The following is a 15,758-nucleotide window of genomic DNA, read 5'->3' on the forward strand; positions in this document are numbered from 1 at the left end:
AGAGGAATTGACCGGAGGACAATAAAAAAAACGGACCTTTTCGAAAATAAACCTGTCATTCTGCCGCTCAGGTTACTTTCAGCCGGTCCGTTTGTGGGGTTAAGAGTAATTGTGCGAGTTCTGAACGGTGCCGTCCTTCCGGTGGATGACGGCTCTCGTGTTGGCGTCTGAAGCAAGCTCGTCGGCTTTTTTGACCGCATCGCTTTTCGTGTCCGCTTCATAACGAGGTTTATCTTCTCCCTCGGCTTTAACGGCCCAGCCGTCGCCGTCCGGTACGACATGGAGCGGTGAGGAGGGAGAGGAAGAAGCCCGGCGTTCCGTACCGCTTTTGCCGCCGCTCCGGTGATCGGGATGATTTTCTTCCCATTCCTCCGCTTTGGCGGTAGCAATCGCGATCGCGCGGCCTTCCTCGTATCCGTCGTCCAGCAGGGCGTTGGCGATTTCAACGGCTTTATTGCGGACCCGCTCGGGCAAATTTTTCATTGAGGGCGGATAGTCGTTCTTGGTCCAAGGCATGATCGTTCCTCCTTCCGGGTTACGGTTCTGCTGCTCGTTCGTTGTTCTTTTACCCGAAACGCGGAAGAATTAAGCAGGAGCGGCCTATGTAAAAAGCCGTGCGGCCGTTCAACGAACGGCCGCACGGCTCGCCAGTTCCCGGCATAGCGCGGGTACCGGCTCGTACTGCAAGGAAAGGGGGCGGCCGCCGGCAACCGGCTTACCGCCGCCTTTTGAACGATCCGGAACGTCCGCTTGTTCCGGGTTTTGTCCCGATCCCGCGCTTTGTTCGCCCGGGATTGGTGATCTCGCTGCGGCGGTCGCCGGCTCCCGTTCCGGCCCCGATCCCGCCGGTAGTGCCGGACGGGCTGCCCGGAGTCCGGAACGAACCTTCGCGGTCCGACGTTACGGGCGGCTTGGTCGAACCCGTACCCGTGCCGGGCGAGTAACCCCCTGGCGTCCCCCGGTAGGTCGGGGTAGAGCGGTAGCCGCGGTAATCGCTGACCCCGCGGCTGTTGAAAAAACCGCCGCCGAGAACGGATTGAAGCATGGCTACGGTCAGGAAGGTCTGCAGGAAGGAGGGCGAGTAATGCTCTCTGGCATATTGGATCGTATCCACCTGGACCAGGGTGTTCGCCGGGTTTTGATCGTCCCGCTGCAGGTTGATGACCTTGTCGGGATAGAGCAGAAACATCTGATCCTGCGATTCCTTGCTGATTTCGCGCGGCTTCTCCCGGTCGGCGAGCTCCTTGGCTACGACCGGTACGTCTTTATTCTCGGCGGTGTATACTTTCGATAAATTGCTGCCCGATCCGTCGGCGCTGGTGAGATTATACTCTTGCCGGACGAAATCGCTGGCGTTGGGGGCGCAGCCCGTGAGCAGAACAAATACTAGCAGGCCGGAAATCCATGATGTCCATCTGTTCAAGCGGAAGGCACCTCCTGAAGGCTGAAGGGGGAATCAAAAACAGAAGCCTCCGTTTGAACTGGAGAAGCCGCACAGACAGTCTGTGCGGCCGTCTGCAGCCTCAGCGCCGTTCGCCGCCGGAATGAACAAACCGGTTTTCCGCCCGCCGGACGTTAAAGCGTCGCCCGCATAAATTTAACCTGCGAGGCCGGTGTGCGTTCGCCCTGCATGGCGACGAATTTGCCGTCCTGCCACTGCAGGAAGAAATAGCGGTCGTCGGGTCCGAAGTATCTCCAGATCATGACTTCGTCGCCGCTGCGGAAATCGGTGCTGCCTTCCGTACGGGTCACATCGCTGCGGTGATGCTCCAGTTCGAACGTGTCTTCTCCGTCAAGCTCGAGCCGGGAAGGCACGTCGTTCGGATCGTCGAGCGCTCCCTCCATAAAATCGCAGAGGAAGCACTCGTAAGAACGGCCTTTCTCGATGAGCAGGCAGCGGACATCTTTGCCGCTTTGAAGATAGTACGCATACCGGTGAGGCTCGAAACCGCGGTCGAAATAAATCACTTTCCCGGAAACGACGTACTCCTCGAGATCGACGTTGACGATATCGCCGACGCGGGATTCCTCGAAGGGGTTCGCTTGTCTGACCGGTTCCTGCTGTTTATTGCTGCGGATAATGTTGCCTACGCGTTTGAATATAGACATAAAGGGACGCTCCTTACGTTTAATCTGGTGTTCTTCTGTCCATTATATACGATGAAAAGCGATTAAGGTTTCGATGGCAGACCCTCTTCCTCCCTGCACATGGGCAAATAGTCACTGGAAAAGCTTGAGTATAATATGTTATACTAGTCGAGATATTCTTAAGGGCGGCTCTACGAATTAGGATAAGGGCAATTCGGGATAGGGTTTCCGCACGGATGAACGGATATTAAGGAAGAAAAGTCGTGCTTAAGGGTATATAAAAGAAGAGAGATCTTCATCGGATAAAAGGAGAATGAACGGATTGAAAAATTTTTCAGAATTTGATTTAGATGCAAAAGTAATCAAAGCTATTACAGAAATGGGTTTCGAAGAATCGACCCCGATTCAGGAGAAAACGATTCCGCTTGCGATTGAAGGACACGATCTGATCGGCCAGGCGCAGACCGGTACGGGTAAAACGGCCGCTTTCGGTATTCCTCTCGTAAGCAAAATCGAGCCAAGCGAAGACAAGATCGTTGCACTGATCATGTGCCCGACCCGCGAACTTGCCATCCAGGTTGCGGAAGAAGTGAGCAAACTCGGACGCTTCAAAGGCATCCGCTCCCTGCCGATCTACGGCGGACAAGATATCGGCAAGCAAATCCGCGCGCTGAAGAAAAGACCTCAGATCATCATCGGTACGCCGGGACGTCTGCTTGACCACATCAACCGTAAAACGATCAAGCTCGAAGACGTTAAAACCGTCGTACTCGACGAAGCGGATGAAATGCTCGACATGGGCTTCATGGATGACATCCAGTCCATCCTGAGCCTTGTACCGGCAGAGCGCCACACCATGCTCTTCTCGGCAACCATGCCTCCTAACATCCAGAAGCTGGCTCAACAGTTCCTGACGAACCCTCAGCATGTATCGGTTATTCCTAAGCACGTAAGCGCTCCGCTTATCGATCAGGCTTACGTCGAAGTGCATGAGAAGCAGAAATTCGAAGCGCTTAGCCGTCTCATCGACATGGAATCCCCGGAACTGGCGATCGTGTTCGGACGTACGAAGCGCCGTGTAGACGAGCTGGCGGAAGCCCTGCAGAAGCGCGGTTATGCCGCAGAAGGCCTGCACGGCGACTTGTCCCAGAATCAGCGTGACAACGTAATGCGCAAATTCCGTGACGGCAGCATCGAAGTGCTTGTCGCTACGGACGTGGCGGCGCGCGGTCTCGACGTTTCCGGCGTCACGCACGTCGTTAACTTCGACCTTCCGCAGGATCCGGAAAGCTACGTTCACCGGATCGGCCGTACGGGCCGCGCGGGCAAAGAAGGAACGGCTTGGACGTTCGTAACGCCGCGTGAGATCGATCACCTGCACTTCATCGAGAAAGTGACCCGTCACCGCATTCCTAAGAAGCCTATGCCGAGCCCGGCCGAGGCTATGGAAGGCAAGCAGAAGGTAACGGCTGAACGCATCATCAACCTGCTTCAAGAAGACAAGCACAACGAATTCAAAGGCGTAGCTATCCAGCTCCTTGAGGAATACGATTCCGTCAACCTGCTGGCAGCGGCACTTCAGCTTCTTACCGGCGGTGAGAAGAAGGAAGTATCCGTCGAGCTGACTCCGGAAGATCCGATCCGTGCTAAGAAACGCCGCGTCGATGTTCGCAGCTCCGGACGCAAGTTCAACTATGGCAGCGACCGCAGAGGCGACGGCCGTTCCGGCGGAGGCTACGGCTCCCGCTCCGGCCAAGGCGGATCGCGCTACGGTTCTTCTTCCTCCCGCGGAAGAGACGGCGGACGCGATTACCGCGACCGTGACCGTGACAGTCGTTCCGGTGGCGGCTACGGCTCCCGCAGCGGCGGTTCCGATTACAATCGTGACCGTTCCAGCAGCACCCGCCGCAGTGAAGATTCCAACGCTTAATGGATTCGAATATCAAAATGACGACCCGTCGGGTCGTCATTTTTTTTGGAGATTCGTGTTAAATTAGTTCCTACGGATCTGTTAAGGAAGGATTAGTAGAGGAAAGAACGAGAGATGATAACCAGCAGAATGAAAAGCACCAGAATCGCACCTGTGGAAGTAAAAGCGCCGCCTACACCAGACATGTAATCTCCTCCTCGTACAAAATTTGAAGATTTATTACCTTAATAGAATATGCCTGCGGGGAAGAAAAGAAAGGGCCGCTACCTATGCTCTACAAAATAGGCTATAATAAGAATAACATCAACAGAGGGGGACAAGGGTTTGGAATTTAGAGGACTAATGGGCGGCTTTTACCGGATTTCCGAATGGATCATGAGGCTGTCCGCCATTAATTTGCTGTGGATCCTTTGCAGCATTCCGTTTTTCTTTTTTGCATTAGCCGGGCTTACTTCGGGCCAAGCGGATATAATGATGCAATCGCTCGTTTTAATGGGAATATTGGCACCGTTTACACTGTTTCCTTCTACGGCTGCGATGTTCACGGTAGCCCGCAAGTGGGTGACCGGGGATGAGGATGTGCCCCTGTTCAAGACCTTCTTCCGCGGCTACAAAGAAAACTTTTTGCAGAGTATGATCGGAGGCATCGCCTTCGTCTTATTTGCTCTGATTTTGTTCGTGAGCTACCGTTTTTATGCGGGTCTCGACAGCGCGCTTTCCCTTCTTTCGTACATGTTCTTGGCCATGGGAATCCTGCTGATCGGCGCCTTTTTCAATTTTTTCTGTATCATGTCCCATCTTCATATGAAGGTTCTTCAAATTATCAAAAACGCCATCCTGCTGACGATCGGCAACCCCGTTACTAGCGTGATGACGATTATCGGGAACGTGGCGATCGTGATCATCAGTTTCCGTTTCAGTTTCCTGCTCGTATTCTTCGCGGGCAGCGTCAGCGCGACCTTTTCGTTCTGGCAGTTCAACCGGAGCTTCGAGAAAATCAAACGCAAGCAGGAAGCGATGGAAGAGGCTGAACGCGAGCAGGAAGAGAACGGGCAGGCGGCTGAGCTGGATGCGGCGGCCGTCCGGGAAGACGATTCGACAAAGAAAGAGTCTGACAAACTGTAGCCCTGGTCCCTTTTTCAGCGGCGTTCTGAAGCAATAGACCTATTCTTACAAAAGACAGTCGATTCCAGTTGAATCCGGTTCGCGATTGTCTTATAATAGGGATACAAACAAAATCCTGCGATGTACGTTTCGGTTTCTTTTGTTTTAAACCAATGATTGTTTCTCGGGAAATCCATATTGAAGCGCGGCTGACATGCCCCCGAAAAGGGACTTCAAAAACGTTTCTGCGATCACCCACCTGCTAAAGCAGGTTTGAAACTATTAAACCGGACGGCATTTGCGGGTTTTCTTATGTAATCATGGATTTTATAAGTATAAAAAAAGACACAGCTCCGTAAACGGGGCTGTTTTTATTTTGTCCGAAAGAGGGTAATTTAAAGAGAGGCTACAGGCACGGACCCTTTTTGTATTAGAACCCATTTTATGCTATGGTAAAAAAGTGGAATGTGAATGTACATAGAGATCAAAAATTTTGCCGAAAGTGGTGGATCGTGTATGAAGCTGTTTCTTGATACGGCCAATGTAAACGAGATTAAAGAAGCGCACGAGCTGGGGGTTATTTCCGGAATTACGACGAATCCGTCTCTGATTGCCAAAGAGGGACGAGATTTCTTTGAGACCCTCAAAGAAATTGTAGGCATCGTAGGCGATCTGCCGATCAGTGCCGAAGTTGTCGCCACGGACGTGGAAGGAATGGTCCAGCAAGGCGAGAAACTTGCCAAAATCGGCAGCGGGATTGTCATTAAGGTGCCGATGACTGCGGACGGCCTTAAGGCGACGAAGCGTTTCAGCGACCAAGGCATTAAAACAAACGTGACCCTTGTATTCAGTTCCACACAAGCGCTTCTGGCGGCACGAGCGGGAGCGACCTATGTATCTCCGTTCATCGGACGGCTCGACGATATTAACCAGGTGGGCATGCATCTGATTGAAGAAGTGAGCCAAATTATTTCGGTACACGAGCTGCCGACACAAATTATCGCAGCCAGCGTGCGTCATTCTACGCATGTGATCGAGGCCGCTCTTCTAGGCTCTCATATCGCTACGGTGCCGTTCAAAGTAATCGAAGCTATGATGAAGCATCCGCTGACCGATGCCGGCGTGGAACGGTTTATGAAAGATTGGGAAAGCGCCAACCAGAAAACGTTCTAAAGATAATCCGGGGGCGCACATTTAGAGTGAACGGAACCCCCTTGAATTAGAGGAGCCTCTCTGCGGAGAGGCTTTTTATTCATACAAAAGCGGTAAGTATGGGTGAAATTGGTTATTAAGCCGCTGTTTAATAAAATGACCAGGGATTTATGCCCGGTTTTTACGGTTCTCCTCTTTTGCTTCCCTGCAAAGAATGGTAAGATTGTTTTTAGTGTGGTTTGGCAAGCAGTCTGGATATGCTTCATGAAGGGGGAACGACTTTGAAACGAACGTTAGTCGGTTTGCTTCGCAGTTTCGAGACAACCGGTGAGAAAGCCAAAGATCCGGAATTAAAAACCCGTTACTACAAATTATCCAAAGACCAGGTGTGGGAAGAAACAGTCGGGATGATCAAAAAAACACCCGGCTACAAACTCCTTCACGAAGTGAAAAATGTCGGAGAGATTGTGGTGGAAAAACGTACGGCTCTCGGACGTACTCAGGATATTACAATTACTTTGTTTGCGGTTAATCCGACGACAACGGCTATTGATATTTATTCGGCTTCCCGTGGGAACATGGGGGATCTCGGTTCCAATTACCGGACCATTCTGGACATTTACAAGCAGCTGGACAAAAAGCTGGCGGCTTACAAAATCAGCCGCTAACGCTTGGGCAGCTTGCGGGCAGCTTCATAGGCATAAAAAAACAGCAGAGGATTCGATGAGCGCATCGATTCCTGTGCTGTTTTCTTTTTATGCCGGAGTTTTATACGAGCTTTTTAACCGCTTCGATCGCGGCCTCGTAGTTCGGGTGCTCCGTCATTTCACCGAGATACTCCACGTATTGGATCTTGTCATTGGCATCAATGACGAAGATGGAACGCATGTCGAGCTGGAGTTCTTGAATAAGAACGCCGTAAGCTTGTCCGAAGGACTTCGCTTTGTAATCGGAAAGCAGGACGACTTGATCGATGCCTGCGGCGCCGCACCAGCGGGCTTGTGCGAACGGAAGATCAACGCTGACAGTCAGAACGGCAACGTTATCGCCGAGTTTGGCGGCTTCTTCGTTAAAACGGCGGGTTTGAGCGTCGCATACGCCCGTATCGATGGAAGGGACCACGCTGATCAGCTTCACTTTGCCGGCATAATCGGAAAGGGAAACTTCGTTCAGGAGGTCTTTGTTCAGTTTGAAATCCGGTGCTGCATCGCCCGCTTTAAGCTCGGGACCGACGAGTGTGATCGGGTTGCCCTTAAAAGTGGCTGCACCCTTGCGTTCTTGAGACATATGTATTCCTCCTTATTGATTATCCGAAAGAACTGGAAATTCCAGCCCTCCCTATTATACCCTCGCGTTAAAGGGGTTGTCCAATACACTCTTTAAACATATGGAGCCTGGAAACGGTTCTCCGGAGCATCTAAATCGGCTATAATAGGTAGAGATAGTAGAACTTACTAATGGAGGAATCTGTGGAGTTACGACAACTGCAGTATTTCGTGAAAGTGGCTAAAAAGCAGCATATGACACAAGCGGCCGAAGAGCTTCGCGTGGCCCAGTCTGCCGTAAGCCGGCAAATCCGCCATTTGGAGGAGGAGCTTGGTGTTCGTCTGTTTGTCCAGAAAGGCCGCAATCTGCAGCTGACTCCCGCCGGGAGTCTGTTTCTGAGCCGTGCGGAACATATTTTGGCCGACTTGGAGCGCGCGGTGGGCGAAGTGCGGGAATTCCTGGACCCCGAAGCCGGGGAGATTCGGGTCGGTTTTCCCCATAGTGTATCCGTTTCCATTCTTCCGGCGTTTATATCCTGCTTCAAGAAAGAGCATCCCAACGTTAAATTCCGGTTAAAGCAAGGAACTTACACCAGTCTCATCCGTGACGTTACGGAAGGCGAAATCGATCTGGCGATCATATCGCCGTGTCCGGAGACGCATGAGCTCGTCAAGGGAGAAGTCATGCTCACGGAGGAGCTGTTAGCGGTGCTTCCGCCTAACCATGCGCTGGCCGACTGTAAAAGCATCCGGCTGGAGCAGCTTAAGGAGGAGCCGTTTGTCATGTTCGGCGAACAGTATTCCCTTCGTCCGATCGTCATGAACGCCTGCCTAAAGGCAGGATTTGTGCCGAAGATCGAATTCGAAGGAGACGAAACGGATACGATCCGCGGGCTTGTCGCAGCGGGGATGGGCGTCAGTCTTCTTCCCGAGCTGGCGCTGCGCTATACGACGCATATCGAGCCGTGTGTGGTGAAGGTCGATCCGAAAGTGACACGCACCGTAGGAGTCATCCGCCGGAGGGACGAGAAACTTCCGCTCGTGACTGAGCTTTTCAGCCGGTTTCTGATGGAGTTTCAGCCCTCTGCCGATCCGGGCAGGCCTATGGGCAGATTAAACGGGTCTTAGCTGGATAACGGTGCGAGAAAGCACTCCGTCATACATAATCTGTCGTTTTCCGTGCATAAACAGAAAAAAAGCTTTCGTCTATTGGAGACGAAAGCTTATTGCGGTTACAGCATCTGCTGCGTCCGGGTTGGATACGGCCGTTTTAATCATTGGAACGGCTGTTGAAAATCATGACGTACTTAACGAGCTCAAGCAGCGAGATAAGAGCCGCAGCCACATAAGTCAAGGCGGCCGCGTTAAGCACTTTCGCTACGCCCTGCTCTTCTTCGTTGGTGATAAAGCCGCCTGCAATCATGAGCTCCCGGGCCCGGTTGCTGGCATTGAATTCGACCGGCAGAGTCACGAGCTGGAAAAGCACCGCGGCGGAGAAGAAGACGATTCCCAGAAGAAGCAGAATATCAAACTGCTGAAAAATAAGGCCGGCGATAAGTAGAAGCGGAGCAACGCCGGAAGCGAAGTTTACGACCGGGAACATCTTGTGGCGCGCAACAAGCATCGGATAATGGACTTGGTGCTGGATCGCATGTCCCACTTCGTGACAAGCGACCGAAACGGCCGAGATGGTGCTCTCGTAGTAGACAGGCTCGGAAAGACGTACCGTTCTGGAGATCGGATCGTAATGATCCGTGAGAGCTCCGGGAACTGGCTCGATCGGAACATCGTACAGCCCTTCCGCATCAAGCATGCGGCGGGCCGCCTCGTATCCGGTCATACCGGATTGAACGGGTACCTGGGACCAGCGGTTGAACGTGCCGCGGACCCGGAATGAAGCCCACATGGATAAGCCGAAGGCAATGAGAATAAGAAAATCCATAGGATGAAAAAACATAACTGCAGACCTCCATAGTCAAGATAGTCGTGGGGATCCGTTACGTAAAGGGACCTTTGCCGAGCAAATAGAGCAGTGCCTCGACGCATGCGGCGGTGGGCTGGGTAATCAGATTATAAATCTTTTTGAGCTGATTCGGTTTTAGCTGCTGAATCATAGGATCAAGTTCCTTGATTTCTTTCTGCAGTTGGCCGAGCAGCACCTGATAGGATGTCAGCTTATCGGTCACATGTTCGTCGTGGGCCGCTTTATCCAGCTTCAGCATTGTTGTACGGATTTCTTCCAACGTATATTTCTCTTTTTTCATCTCTTCAATACGTTTGAGCCGCAGCAAGGTTTCATCCGAATACAGGCGGTAATTGGTGTCCGATCTTTTCTCGGGATGAATCAGGCCCAGCTTGGTGTAATAATCGATCGTCCTGGGGCTGACTCCGGCCAACCGGGACAACTCTCCGATTCTATGAAGCTTCATATCCCCATGATTTTGCCCCTCCTTTAAAAGTTGTTGTTCGCACGTGTTTACCTCAGCCTAATGATACCCGATCCTAAACCGTACAGTCAAACGTAATGCTTTTGACATTTTGATGAACAATTATACATCTGACATATACATTACATATTATGATAAATATATTGTTGAAATCTGAAAAAAGTTGATTTTTTTAATAAAAAACATCCGAAACGTGAACGAAACCTATTGTTTTTTCGCAAAACGTTCGCGTATAATGACACTAATCAATTATCTTGTAAAGAAACCTAACATGAAAGGGCTGGTATGAATGATTAAAAAGACACTGATCGGGTTAGCGCTGCTCAGTATGGTTTTCCCGACTTTGGCGTTTGCGGAAGCTCCGACACCGGAGCAACTGCAAGCCGCGATCAACTCGGTATGGGTGCTGGTCGCCGCTATGCTGGTTGTCTTTATGCAAGCCGGTTTCGCTTTGCTTGAAGCAGGCTCAACCCGGATGAAAAATGCCGGCCACGTGGCGGGTAAAACCATTCTGACTTTCGGAATTTGCGCCATCGCATTCTGGGCGTTCGGTTTCGGGCTTGCTTTCGGAGACGGGGCCGGATTGTTCAACAACAATCTGTTCGGCTTGTCCGGCTTCTTCATGGACGGAGTCAACGCCGACGCCTTCGTTTCCTTGAGCGCTTCGGATGTCCCGATCACGATTAAGTTTTTGTTCCAACTGGCGTTTGCGGGTGTATCGCTGGCAATCGCGTGGGGAGGCTTCGCCGAACGCGCCAAGCTCCCGGTATACTTTATTTTCGGACTGCTATTCACCGTAGTGATTTATCCGATCGTGGCTCACTGGGTATGGGGCGGCGGCTGGCTGTCCAAAATCGGCATGCAGGATTTTGCGGGCTCCACGGTTGTGCATCTGCAAGGAGCAACAGCGGCACTTGTGGCAACCATCCTCCTGAAGCCGCGTATCGGCAAATTTAATAAAGACGGCTCGCCCAATAAAATTCCGGGCCACAATCAAGTGCTGTCCGTGCTTGGCGTCATCATCATCTGGATCGGGTGGTTCGGTTTTAACCCGGGGAGTACGCTGAGCGCAATGGGAGACGGTTTCTTCGGCTATATCGCCTTGACGACAAACTTGGCCGCGGCGGCAGGCGGCGTGGCCGCTATGGCGGTCTCCTGGATTTACTTCGGCAAATCCGACATTCCAAGCATGCTTAACGGTGTGCTTGCCGCGCTTGTCGCGATCACGGCTTCCTGCGCTTTCGTTACGCCTCTGGCATCGATCGCCATCGGGGCCATCGCTGGCGGGGTCACTTTCTTCACGGCGATCTGGTTTGAGAAGAAAGGGATCGACGATCCGGTCTACGCTTTCTCCGTGCATGGCATCGCCGGGATTTGGGGCACATTGTCCACAGGCTTCTTCGCTACGCCGGAGCTGGCCAAAACGGTCAATGTAGGCGGAGCGGGCTTGTTCTACGGCGGCGGTTTCCACCAGCTGTGGGTGCAGTTTATCGGAGTAGCGGGCGCACTTGTCTTCGTCCTTGTTATTTCCTTCATCGTCCTCTACCTGATTAAAGTTACGACGGGTCTGCGCGTGACGGAAGAAGAAGAAATCATGGGGCTGGATCTCGCCGAGCACGGCACTTACGGGTATCCGGAGCAAATGAATCACGCGATCGAAGCGCACACTTCGGCAAAACAGTCCAATGAAGGCGGTCGCTCGGTGCCGGTTTCGTGACCGCGCCCCGGACCGGTCTCATCTAAGGAGATGCCGTCATGGAACCGATAGTAGGATCGGCTTGGCAACTGCTCCGCGCAAGAATCAACCGTGCCGCCGGATCGGATGAACTGGCTCTGATCCGCGCGGATATGCAGGATTTGTTCCGGAGGGAACTCGGCGAGGAAGCGGCGGCCTTGCTGTACGAAGAACTCAATTTTACACACGATGCCATGATCCGGAAAATGATTTCCTTGGCGGAAAAGCGCCTGGAAGCGGAAGGAGCGGGGGAGCCGCCGCTCCCTTACGCATTCCTGCTTATGGGGAGCGGGGGCCGGGAGGAACAGACGCCGTGGAGCGACCAGGACAGCGGACTGGTTTACGAAAATCCCCCGGAAGGCGCGGAAGCGGCGGCGGACGGATATTTCAGCAAGCTGGCCCAGCGAATCCGCCAAGGTCTGGAGCTGGCAGGTTATCCACCGTGCACGGGGAGGGTGCTGGCCGAGAACCAGCTGTGGAGAAGAAGCGAATCGGGGTGGAAAGATCAGCTTAACGGCTGGTTTGCGGAGCCCGTCTGGGAGAACGCGCGCTATTTGCTTATCGCGGCCGACCTGAGGTGCGTATACGGCAGCGAAGCTCTTGCGGACCGGATCAAGCAGGCCTTCCACGAGAGCATAGCGCTCAACCGCGGGCTGCTCCTGCCGCTTCTGGCTAACACCCTGCACCATAAAGTGTCCCTGGGACTGCTGGGGCGTCTGGTGACGGAACGGTACGGGCCTTACGCGGGCGGCGTGGACATCAAATACGGACTTTATATCCCGCTTGTAAATGCGGTCCGTCTTCTGGCTCTGGAAAACGGCATTTCCGTTTCTTCCACCCTTAAAAGAATCGATGCGCTCATCGACCGCGGAGCCGTTACGGTTGAGTTCGGCACGGCTTGCCGGGAAGTGTTTCTGCACTCATTGAAAATGAGATTGAACACGCCTTTTTACAGGGAAAACGGACACTTCGCGACTGCGGGTATACTGCCTGCCGGAATGCTGACCGGCAAATGCCGGGCGGAACTGAAAAGCGGCCTTAAATTCGGAAAACAGCTTCAGCGGCAGGTCATCCGCCAGGTGCGGGGTTCCGTCAAGAAAGGCAGGGACGCTTCCTCCGCCAAACTGCGCGAGCATACGGGACAATAGGACCGGAAAGGAGTAAAACGATGAAAGAGAGCGGCCCCGACGGCGGTATGTGGAGGCTTTACAAGATGGGCGGCTTGACCCCGGCGATTACCTCCATGTTTAACCCGCGCAACGCCCAGCAGATGGCGTTTATCCGTCAGCTTCTGAAGGATCAGCGCAGACATTCGCTGCTGGACACTCGCCTGCACAATCTCAAAGTGGTTGTTTTTGATCTGGAAACAACGGGCTTCTCATCGACGGCGGACGAGATTATTTCGATCGGCGCGGTGTCTATGGCCGGGGACAAGCTCGAAGACAAGACGTTTTACACCCTTGTGAATCCGAACCGCCCGATTCCTCCCCATATCGAAGAGCTGACCGGAATCCGGACGGAAGAGACGGCCGAAGCTCCGGACTTGATTACGGCCCTGCGTGAATTTTTCGAGTTTGTAGGGGCAAGGGTATTGCTGGCGCACGGCTCGGCCCATGACAAAGCGTTTTTGAATGCGGCGCTCTGGAAAACTTCGAAAGTCAGCCTCTCCCACCGGGTGCTGGATTCGATGATGGTAGCCAAATGGCTGATGCCTCGGCGCAAAGACTATACCCTCGATTCTCTGCTTGAGCTGTACGAGATTCCGGTGCTGAGAAGACACCACGCCCTGGACGATTCTTTGATGACTGGCGAGCTGTGGAAGAAGCTTCTGGAAGAAATCGGTGAAATGGGCGTGGATACGCTCGGAGATCTTTACGCGCTTCTCAGCAAAGCCTAGGGCTCGCAGAAAGCGGAGAAGAAGGCTATGAGATGAAAAAGCAAGCAGGAATGCGGAAAGCCGCGGATACCTGCTTGCTTTTTTTGGTTCATAGCGCTTCTATACAAAGCGGGATTTTACGGAGTCTCGGGAGACTTTTGACCTGATATGACCGATTAGACGACGGAGCGGATACTGTACGCTGCGAGGTCCGATCGGTCCGGGTGTACGTCTCGGAGGGACCAACCGGTCCGGGCTGCCCCGTATCCTCAGTCTTGACGGCCTTGCCGGCGGAATCCTCCGATTCGGACGGTCCGAGTGCTGCGCCGCTCTCCTGCGGTTCCGCCCACGCGTATACCGCTGTTTCGGGAGCGGAACGCACCAGGGAGACGATCCAGAAGGAGGGCAGTTCCGGCCACAACCGTAAGACCGAGATGTCCTCGCAAGACGGCAAAGCGGCCGTACGCGGGTGGGAGTGGAACAGTCCCAGCAGCACGGGACCCGCTAATGAAGAGCGCGCGGGCCGGTCCCTAGGGGCTTTTCCGCCGCCTAAGTGATGCATAATATCGGAGGGGGATATGCGGAAAGAACGGGTGGGGCAAGCCGAAACATTCGGAACCCATACGAAAGAGGAGACATAGGCGGTCTCCTTCCGAATCCTTCCGTAAACGAATCCGCACGCCTCTTCATCCGGAAAGCTGCTGAACCGCGCCAGCCATTCCGTGTACAAAGACCGGCTTACGTTGATTTCAGTTAACCGTTTCGCGTTTATCATGCGCTAATTATAACGGAATCCTTTACCGCACTCAACGGATCAGCTGATTTTTCCCTGCGGTTTAACAAGAAAAAACACAAGGACGAGCGTCAACCCCGCCAGCGAGGATACGGTTATAAAAATGAGCCGGTCGGATTTATCCATCAGCCAGCCGAATATGGGCGGACCGAAGGCCACGCCGATGAACCGGAGGCTGTTATAGATAGACGTGATCATACCGCGTTCGCTTTTTTCCACGGAGCCGGTGATCATCGTGTTGAGACAGGGGAGAAGCAGCCCGGTGCCTATGGCGCTTAAGGTAAGCAGGCCGATAAATAAATACAGATTCTGGAGAGCGAATATCGTGGATGCCAGCGACAGCGTCATAACTAAAAGGCCGATGTTAATCAGCCAGCGCATCACGGTGCCGTTTTTCTTAATCAGGGCTCCGGTTGTGTAGGAGGTAATGACCATGCCCAGCAGCGGGATCGCCAGGACAAACCCTTTTTTGACGCCGTCTATGTGGTAAGGGGGCTCCTCCAATATGTTGGACAGATAAAACAGGACACCGAACAGGATAAAAAGCGCAAGAGAACCCGCGAAAAAGGAAGTGATCAGCCAGCGTCCTTTCTTTTTCAGAATGGTTCCGATTTTGTGGAGATAAGGCTTCAGTTCCGTCGGTTCCTTCTTGGTTTTGGGTTCGTGAATGAGAAACATCATGGCCAGCAGAGCCAGGAGACAAAAGATCGGAAAGGCGAAAAAAGGCATATACCAGACAATAAGAGCAAGCAGGGAGCCGATGATGGGACTGAGCACCTTACCGAACCCGTTGGATGCTTCCGTCAAGCCGAGAGCCTTGCTTTCCGTCCCCCCTTTATACAAATCCCCGACGAGCGCCATCGCGATGGGGGCCGTGCCGGCTGCGCCGATACCCTGAATGGCCCTGGCTATAATCAGGATCGTATACGATTTCCAGATCGCTCCGAACGCCGCCAAAACCCCGGCCGCCCCATATATAATAAGAGACGGGATGATCACCGATTTCCTTGTAAACCGGTCGGACAAGTAACCGGAGATAGGGATGATCAGGCCTGCGGTAATCGAAAACAGTGTGATGACCAGACTGCTCTGAAACTTGGTGATGCCCAGCTCCGTTTCCAATTGCGGGAGAATAGGGACCAGCATCGAGTTCCCGAGTACCAGTACGAGCGGTACCGTCGCAATGGCCATAAATTCAAGAAGCCGGCTTTTGCCGCCGCCTTTTTTACCGCCTTCAGCCGTCTGTTCGGCGGTAAACTGGTAGTCGTCGTCCTGATCACTCTCGAAAATGATGTCAAGCCCTCGGGATTTTGATTTTTCCATGTGGTTGACCTCTCTTCTGACTTGGTACGGATAGGGTTTCCTCGG

General features: G+C 53.1%; 17 protein-coding genes and 1 other RNA gene. 9 read left to right on the top strand and 9 right to left on the bottom strand.

Annotated features, from left to right (window positions below; translation table 11 throughout):
- Window positions 1-99: 99 nt before the first annotated feature.
- The 3 genes from HMPREF1207_RS20845 to HMPREF1207_RS20855 all read right to left on the bottom strand — a co-directional run bounded on the left by HMPREF1207_RS20845 (window position 100) and on the right by HMPREF1207_RS20855 (window position 2,109).
- Window positions 100-516, bottom strand: a complete 417-nt coding sequence (locus HMPREF1207_RS20845) for a DUF2188 domain-containing protein (protein WP_009674990.1) — start codon at window positions 514-516, stop codon at window positions 100-102.
- A 199-nt stretch (window positions 517-715) separates the two neighbouring features.
- On the bottom strand, window positions 716-1,423 hold the full coding sequence (locus tag HMPREF1207_RS20850) for a DUF4247 domain-containing protein (protein WP_009675008.1): 708 nt from the start codon (window positions 1,421-1,423) through the stop codon (window positions 716-718).
- A 152-nt stretch (window positions 1,424-1,575) separates the two neighbouring features.
- Entirely contained in the window at window positions 1,576-2,109 is a 534-nt protein-coding gene (locus HMPREF1207_RS20855; RefSeq protein WP_009674989.1) for a DUF4178 domain-containing protein, read from the bottom strand.
- A gap of 301 nt (window positions 2,110-2,410) precedes the next feature.
- Here HMPREF1207_RS20855 and HMPREF1207_RS20860 point away from each other — a divergent pair, with 301 nt between their 5' ends.
- Window positions 2,411-4,018, top strand: a complete 1,608-nt coding sequence (locus HMPREF1207_RS20860) for a DEAD/DEAH box helicase (RefSeq protein WP_009675007.1) — start codon at window positions 2,411-2,413, stop codon at window positions 4,016-4,018.
- Window positions 4,019-4,110: 92 nt separating this feature from the next.
- On the opposite strand, the gene HMPREF1207_RS28875 is transcribed toward HMPREF1207_RS20860, so the two are convergent.
- Complete coding sequence (locus HMPREF1207_RS28875) at window positions 4,111-4,203, bottom strand: hypothetical protein (RefSeq protein WP_016423956.1); 93 nt, start codon at window positions 4,201-4,203, stop codon at window positions 4,111-4,113.
- Between the two features lie 139 nt (window positions 4,204-4,342).
- Between HMPREF1207_RS28875 and HMPREF1207_RS20865 the strand changes: the two genes are divergently transcribed.
- The 4 genes from HMPREF1207_RS20865 (at window position 4,343) to HMPREF1207_RS20875 (ending at window position 6,942) form a co-directional block, all read left to right on the top strand.
- On the top strand, window positions 4,343-5,143 hold the full coding sequence (locus HMPREF1207_RS20865; RefSeq protein ID WP_009674978.1) for a YesL family protein: 801 nt from the start codon (window positions 4,343-4,345) through the stop codon (window positions 5,141-5,143).
- 109 nt (window positions 5,144-5,252) lie between these two features.
- Window positions 5,253-5,433: non-coding RNA, 6S RNA (gene ssrS / locus HMPREF1207_RS28880), on the top strand.
- 205 nt (window positions 5,434-5,638) lie between these two features.
- Window positions 5,639-6,295, top strand: coding sequence for a fructose-6-phosphate aldolase (fsa, locus tag HMPREF1207_RS20870; RefSeq protein ID WP_009674996.1), 657 nt, complete (start codon window positions 5,639-5,641; stop codon window positions 6,293-6,295).
- A gap of 236 nt (window positions 6,296-6,531) precedes the next feature.
- A complete protein-coding gene (locus HMPREF1207_RS20875; RefSeq protein ID WP_009675019.1) occupies window positions 6,532-6,942 on the top strand; it encodes a DUF1499 domain-containing protein in 411 nt (136 codons plus the stop codon).
- Between the two features lie 100 nt (window positions 6,943-7,042).
- On the opposite strand, the gene tpx is transcribed toward HMPREF1207_RS20875, so the two are convergent.
- Window positions 7,043-7,561 (bottom strand): thiol peroxidase, encoded by a 519-nt coding sequence (gene tpx, locus HMPREF1207_RS20880; protein WP_016423958.1) that lies wholly within the window; start codon window positions 7,559-7,561, stop codon window positions 7,043-7,045.
- Between the two features lie 182 nt (window positions 7,562-7,743).
- Between tpx and HMPREF1207_RS20885 the strand changes: the two genes are divergently transcribed.
- Window positions 7,744-8,667: a LysR family transcriptional regulator gene (locus HMPREF1207_RS20885; protein WP_009674734.1), complete on the top strand. Its 924-nt coding sequence runs from the start codon at window positions 7,744-7,746 to the stop codon at window positions 8,665-8,667.
- Window positions 8,668-8,809: 142 nt separating this feature from the next.
- Here the strand turns inward: HMPREF1207_RS20885 and HMPREF1207_RS20890 are convergent, their stop codons facing one another.
- Window positions 8,810-9,496, bottom strand: coding sequence for a zinc metallopeptidase (locus HMPREF1207_RS20890; RefSeq protein WP_009674804.1), 687 nt, complete (start codon window positions 9,494-9,496; stop codon window positions 8,810-8,812).
- Window positions 9,497-9,536: 40 nt separating this feature from the next.
- Window positions 9,537-9,968, bottom strand: a complete 432-nt coding sequence (locus HMPREF1207_RS20895) for a helix-turn-helix domain-containing protein (RefSeq protein ID WP_009674805.1) — start codon at window positions 9,966-9,968, stop codon at window positions 9,537-9,539.
- A gap of 307 nt (window positions 9,969-10,275) precedes the next feature.
- Between HMPREF1207_RS20895 and HMPREF1207_RS20900 the strand changes: the two genes are divergently transcribed.
- Genes HMPREF1207_RS20900 through HMPREF1207_RS20910 form a run of 3 tightly spaced genes read left to right on the top strand, consistent with a single transcriptional unit; the run spans window position 10,276 to window position 13,618 of the window.
- The gene (locus tag HMPREF1207_RS20900; RefSeq protein ID WP_009674756.1) at window positions 10,276-11,703 is read left to right on the top strand and encodes an ammonium transporter; all 1,428 of its coding nucleotides are present in this window, start codon (window positions 10,276-10,278) and stop codon (window positions 11,701-11,703) included.
- Window positions 11,704-11,741: 38 nt separating this feature from the next.
- Window positions 11,742-12,869, top strand: a complete 1,128-nt coding sequence (locus HMPREF1207_RS20905; RefSeq protein ID WP_009674727.1) for a DUF294 nucleotidyltransferase-like domain-containing protein — start codon at window positions 11,742-11,744, stop codon at window positions 12,867-12,869.
- A 20-nt stretch (window positions 12,870-12,889) separates the two neighbouring features.
- The gene (locus HMPREF1207_RS20910) at window positions 12,890-13,618 is read left to right on the top strand and encodes an exonuclease domain-containing protein (RefSeq protein WP_009674738.1); all 729 of its coding nucleotides are present in this window, start codon (window positions 12,890-12,892) and stop codon (window positions 13,616-13,618) included.
- A gap of 88 nt (window positions 13,619-13,706) precedes the next feature.
- Here HMPREF1207_RS20910 and HMPREF1207_RS20915 read toward each other — a convergent pair whose 3' ends face one another.
- Both HMPREF1207_RS20915 and HMPREF1207_RS20920 read right to left on the bottom strand, forming a co-directional pair.
- Window positions 13,707-14,372: a Mov34/MPN/PAD-1 family protein gene (locus HMPREF1207_RS20915; RefSeq protein ID WP_009674784.1), complete on the bottom strand. Its 666-nt coding sequence runs from the start codon at window positions 14,370-14,372 to the stop codon at window positions 13,707-13,709.
- A gap of 39 nt (window positions 14,373-14,411) precedes the next feature.
- Complete coding sequence (locus HMPREF1207_RS20920; RefSeq protein WP_009674774.1) at window positions 14,412-15,713, bottom strand: MFS transporter; 1,302 nt, start codon at window positions 15,711-15,713, stop codon at window positions 14,412-14,414.
- Between the last annotated feature and the right edge of the window lie 45 nt (window positions 15,714-15,758).

Origin of the sequence: Paenibacillus sp. HGH0039 (assembly GCF_000411255.1) — a bacterium.
Classification (GTDB): Bacteria; Bacillota; Bacilli; order Paenibacillales; family NBRC-103111; genus Paenibacillus_F.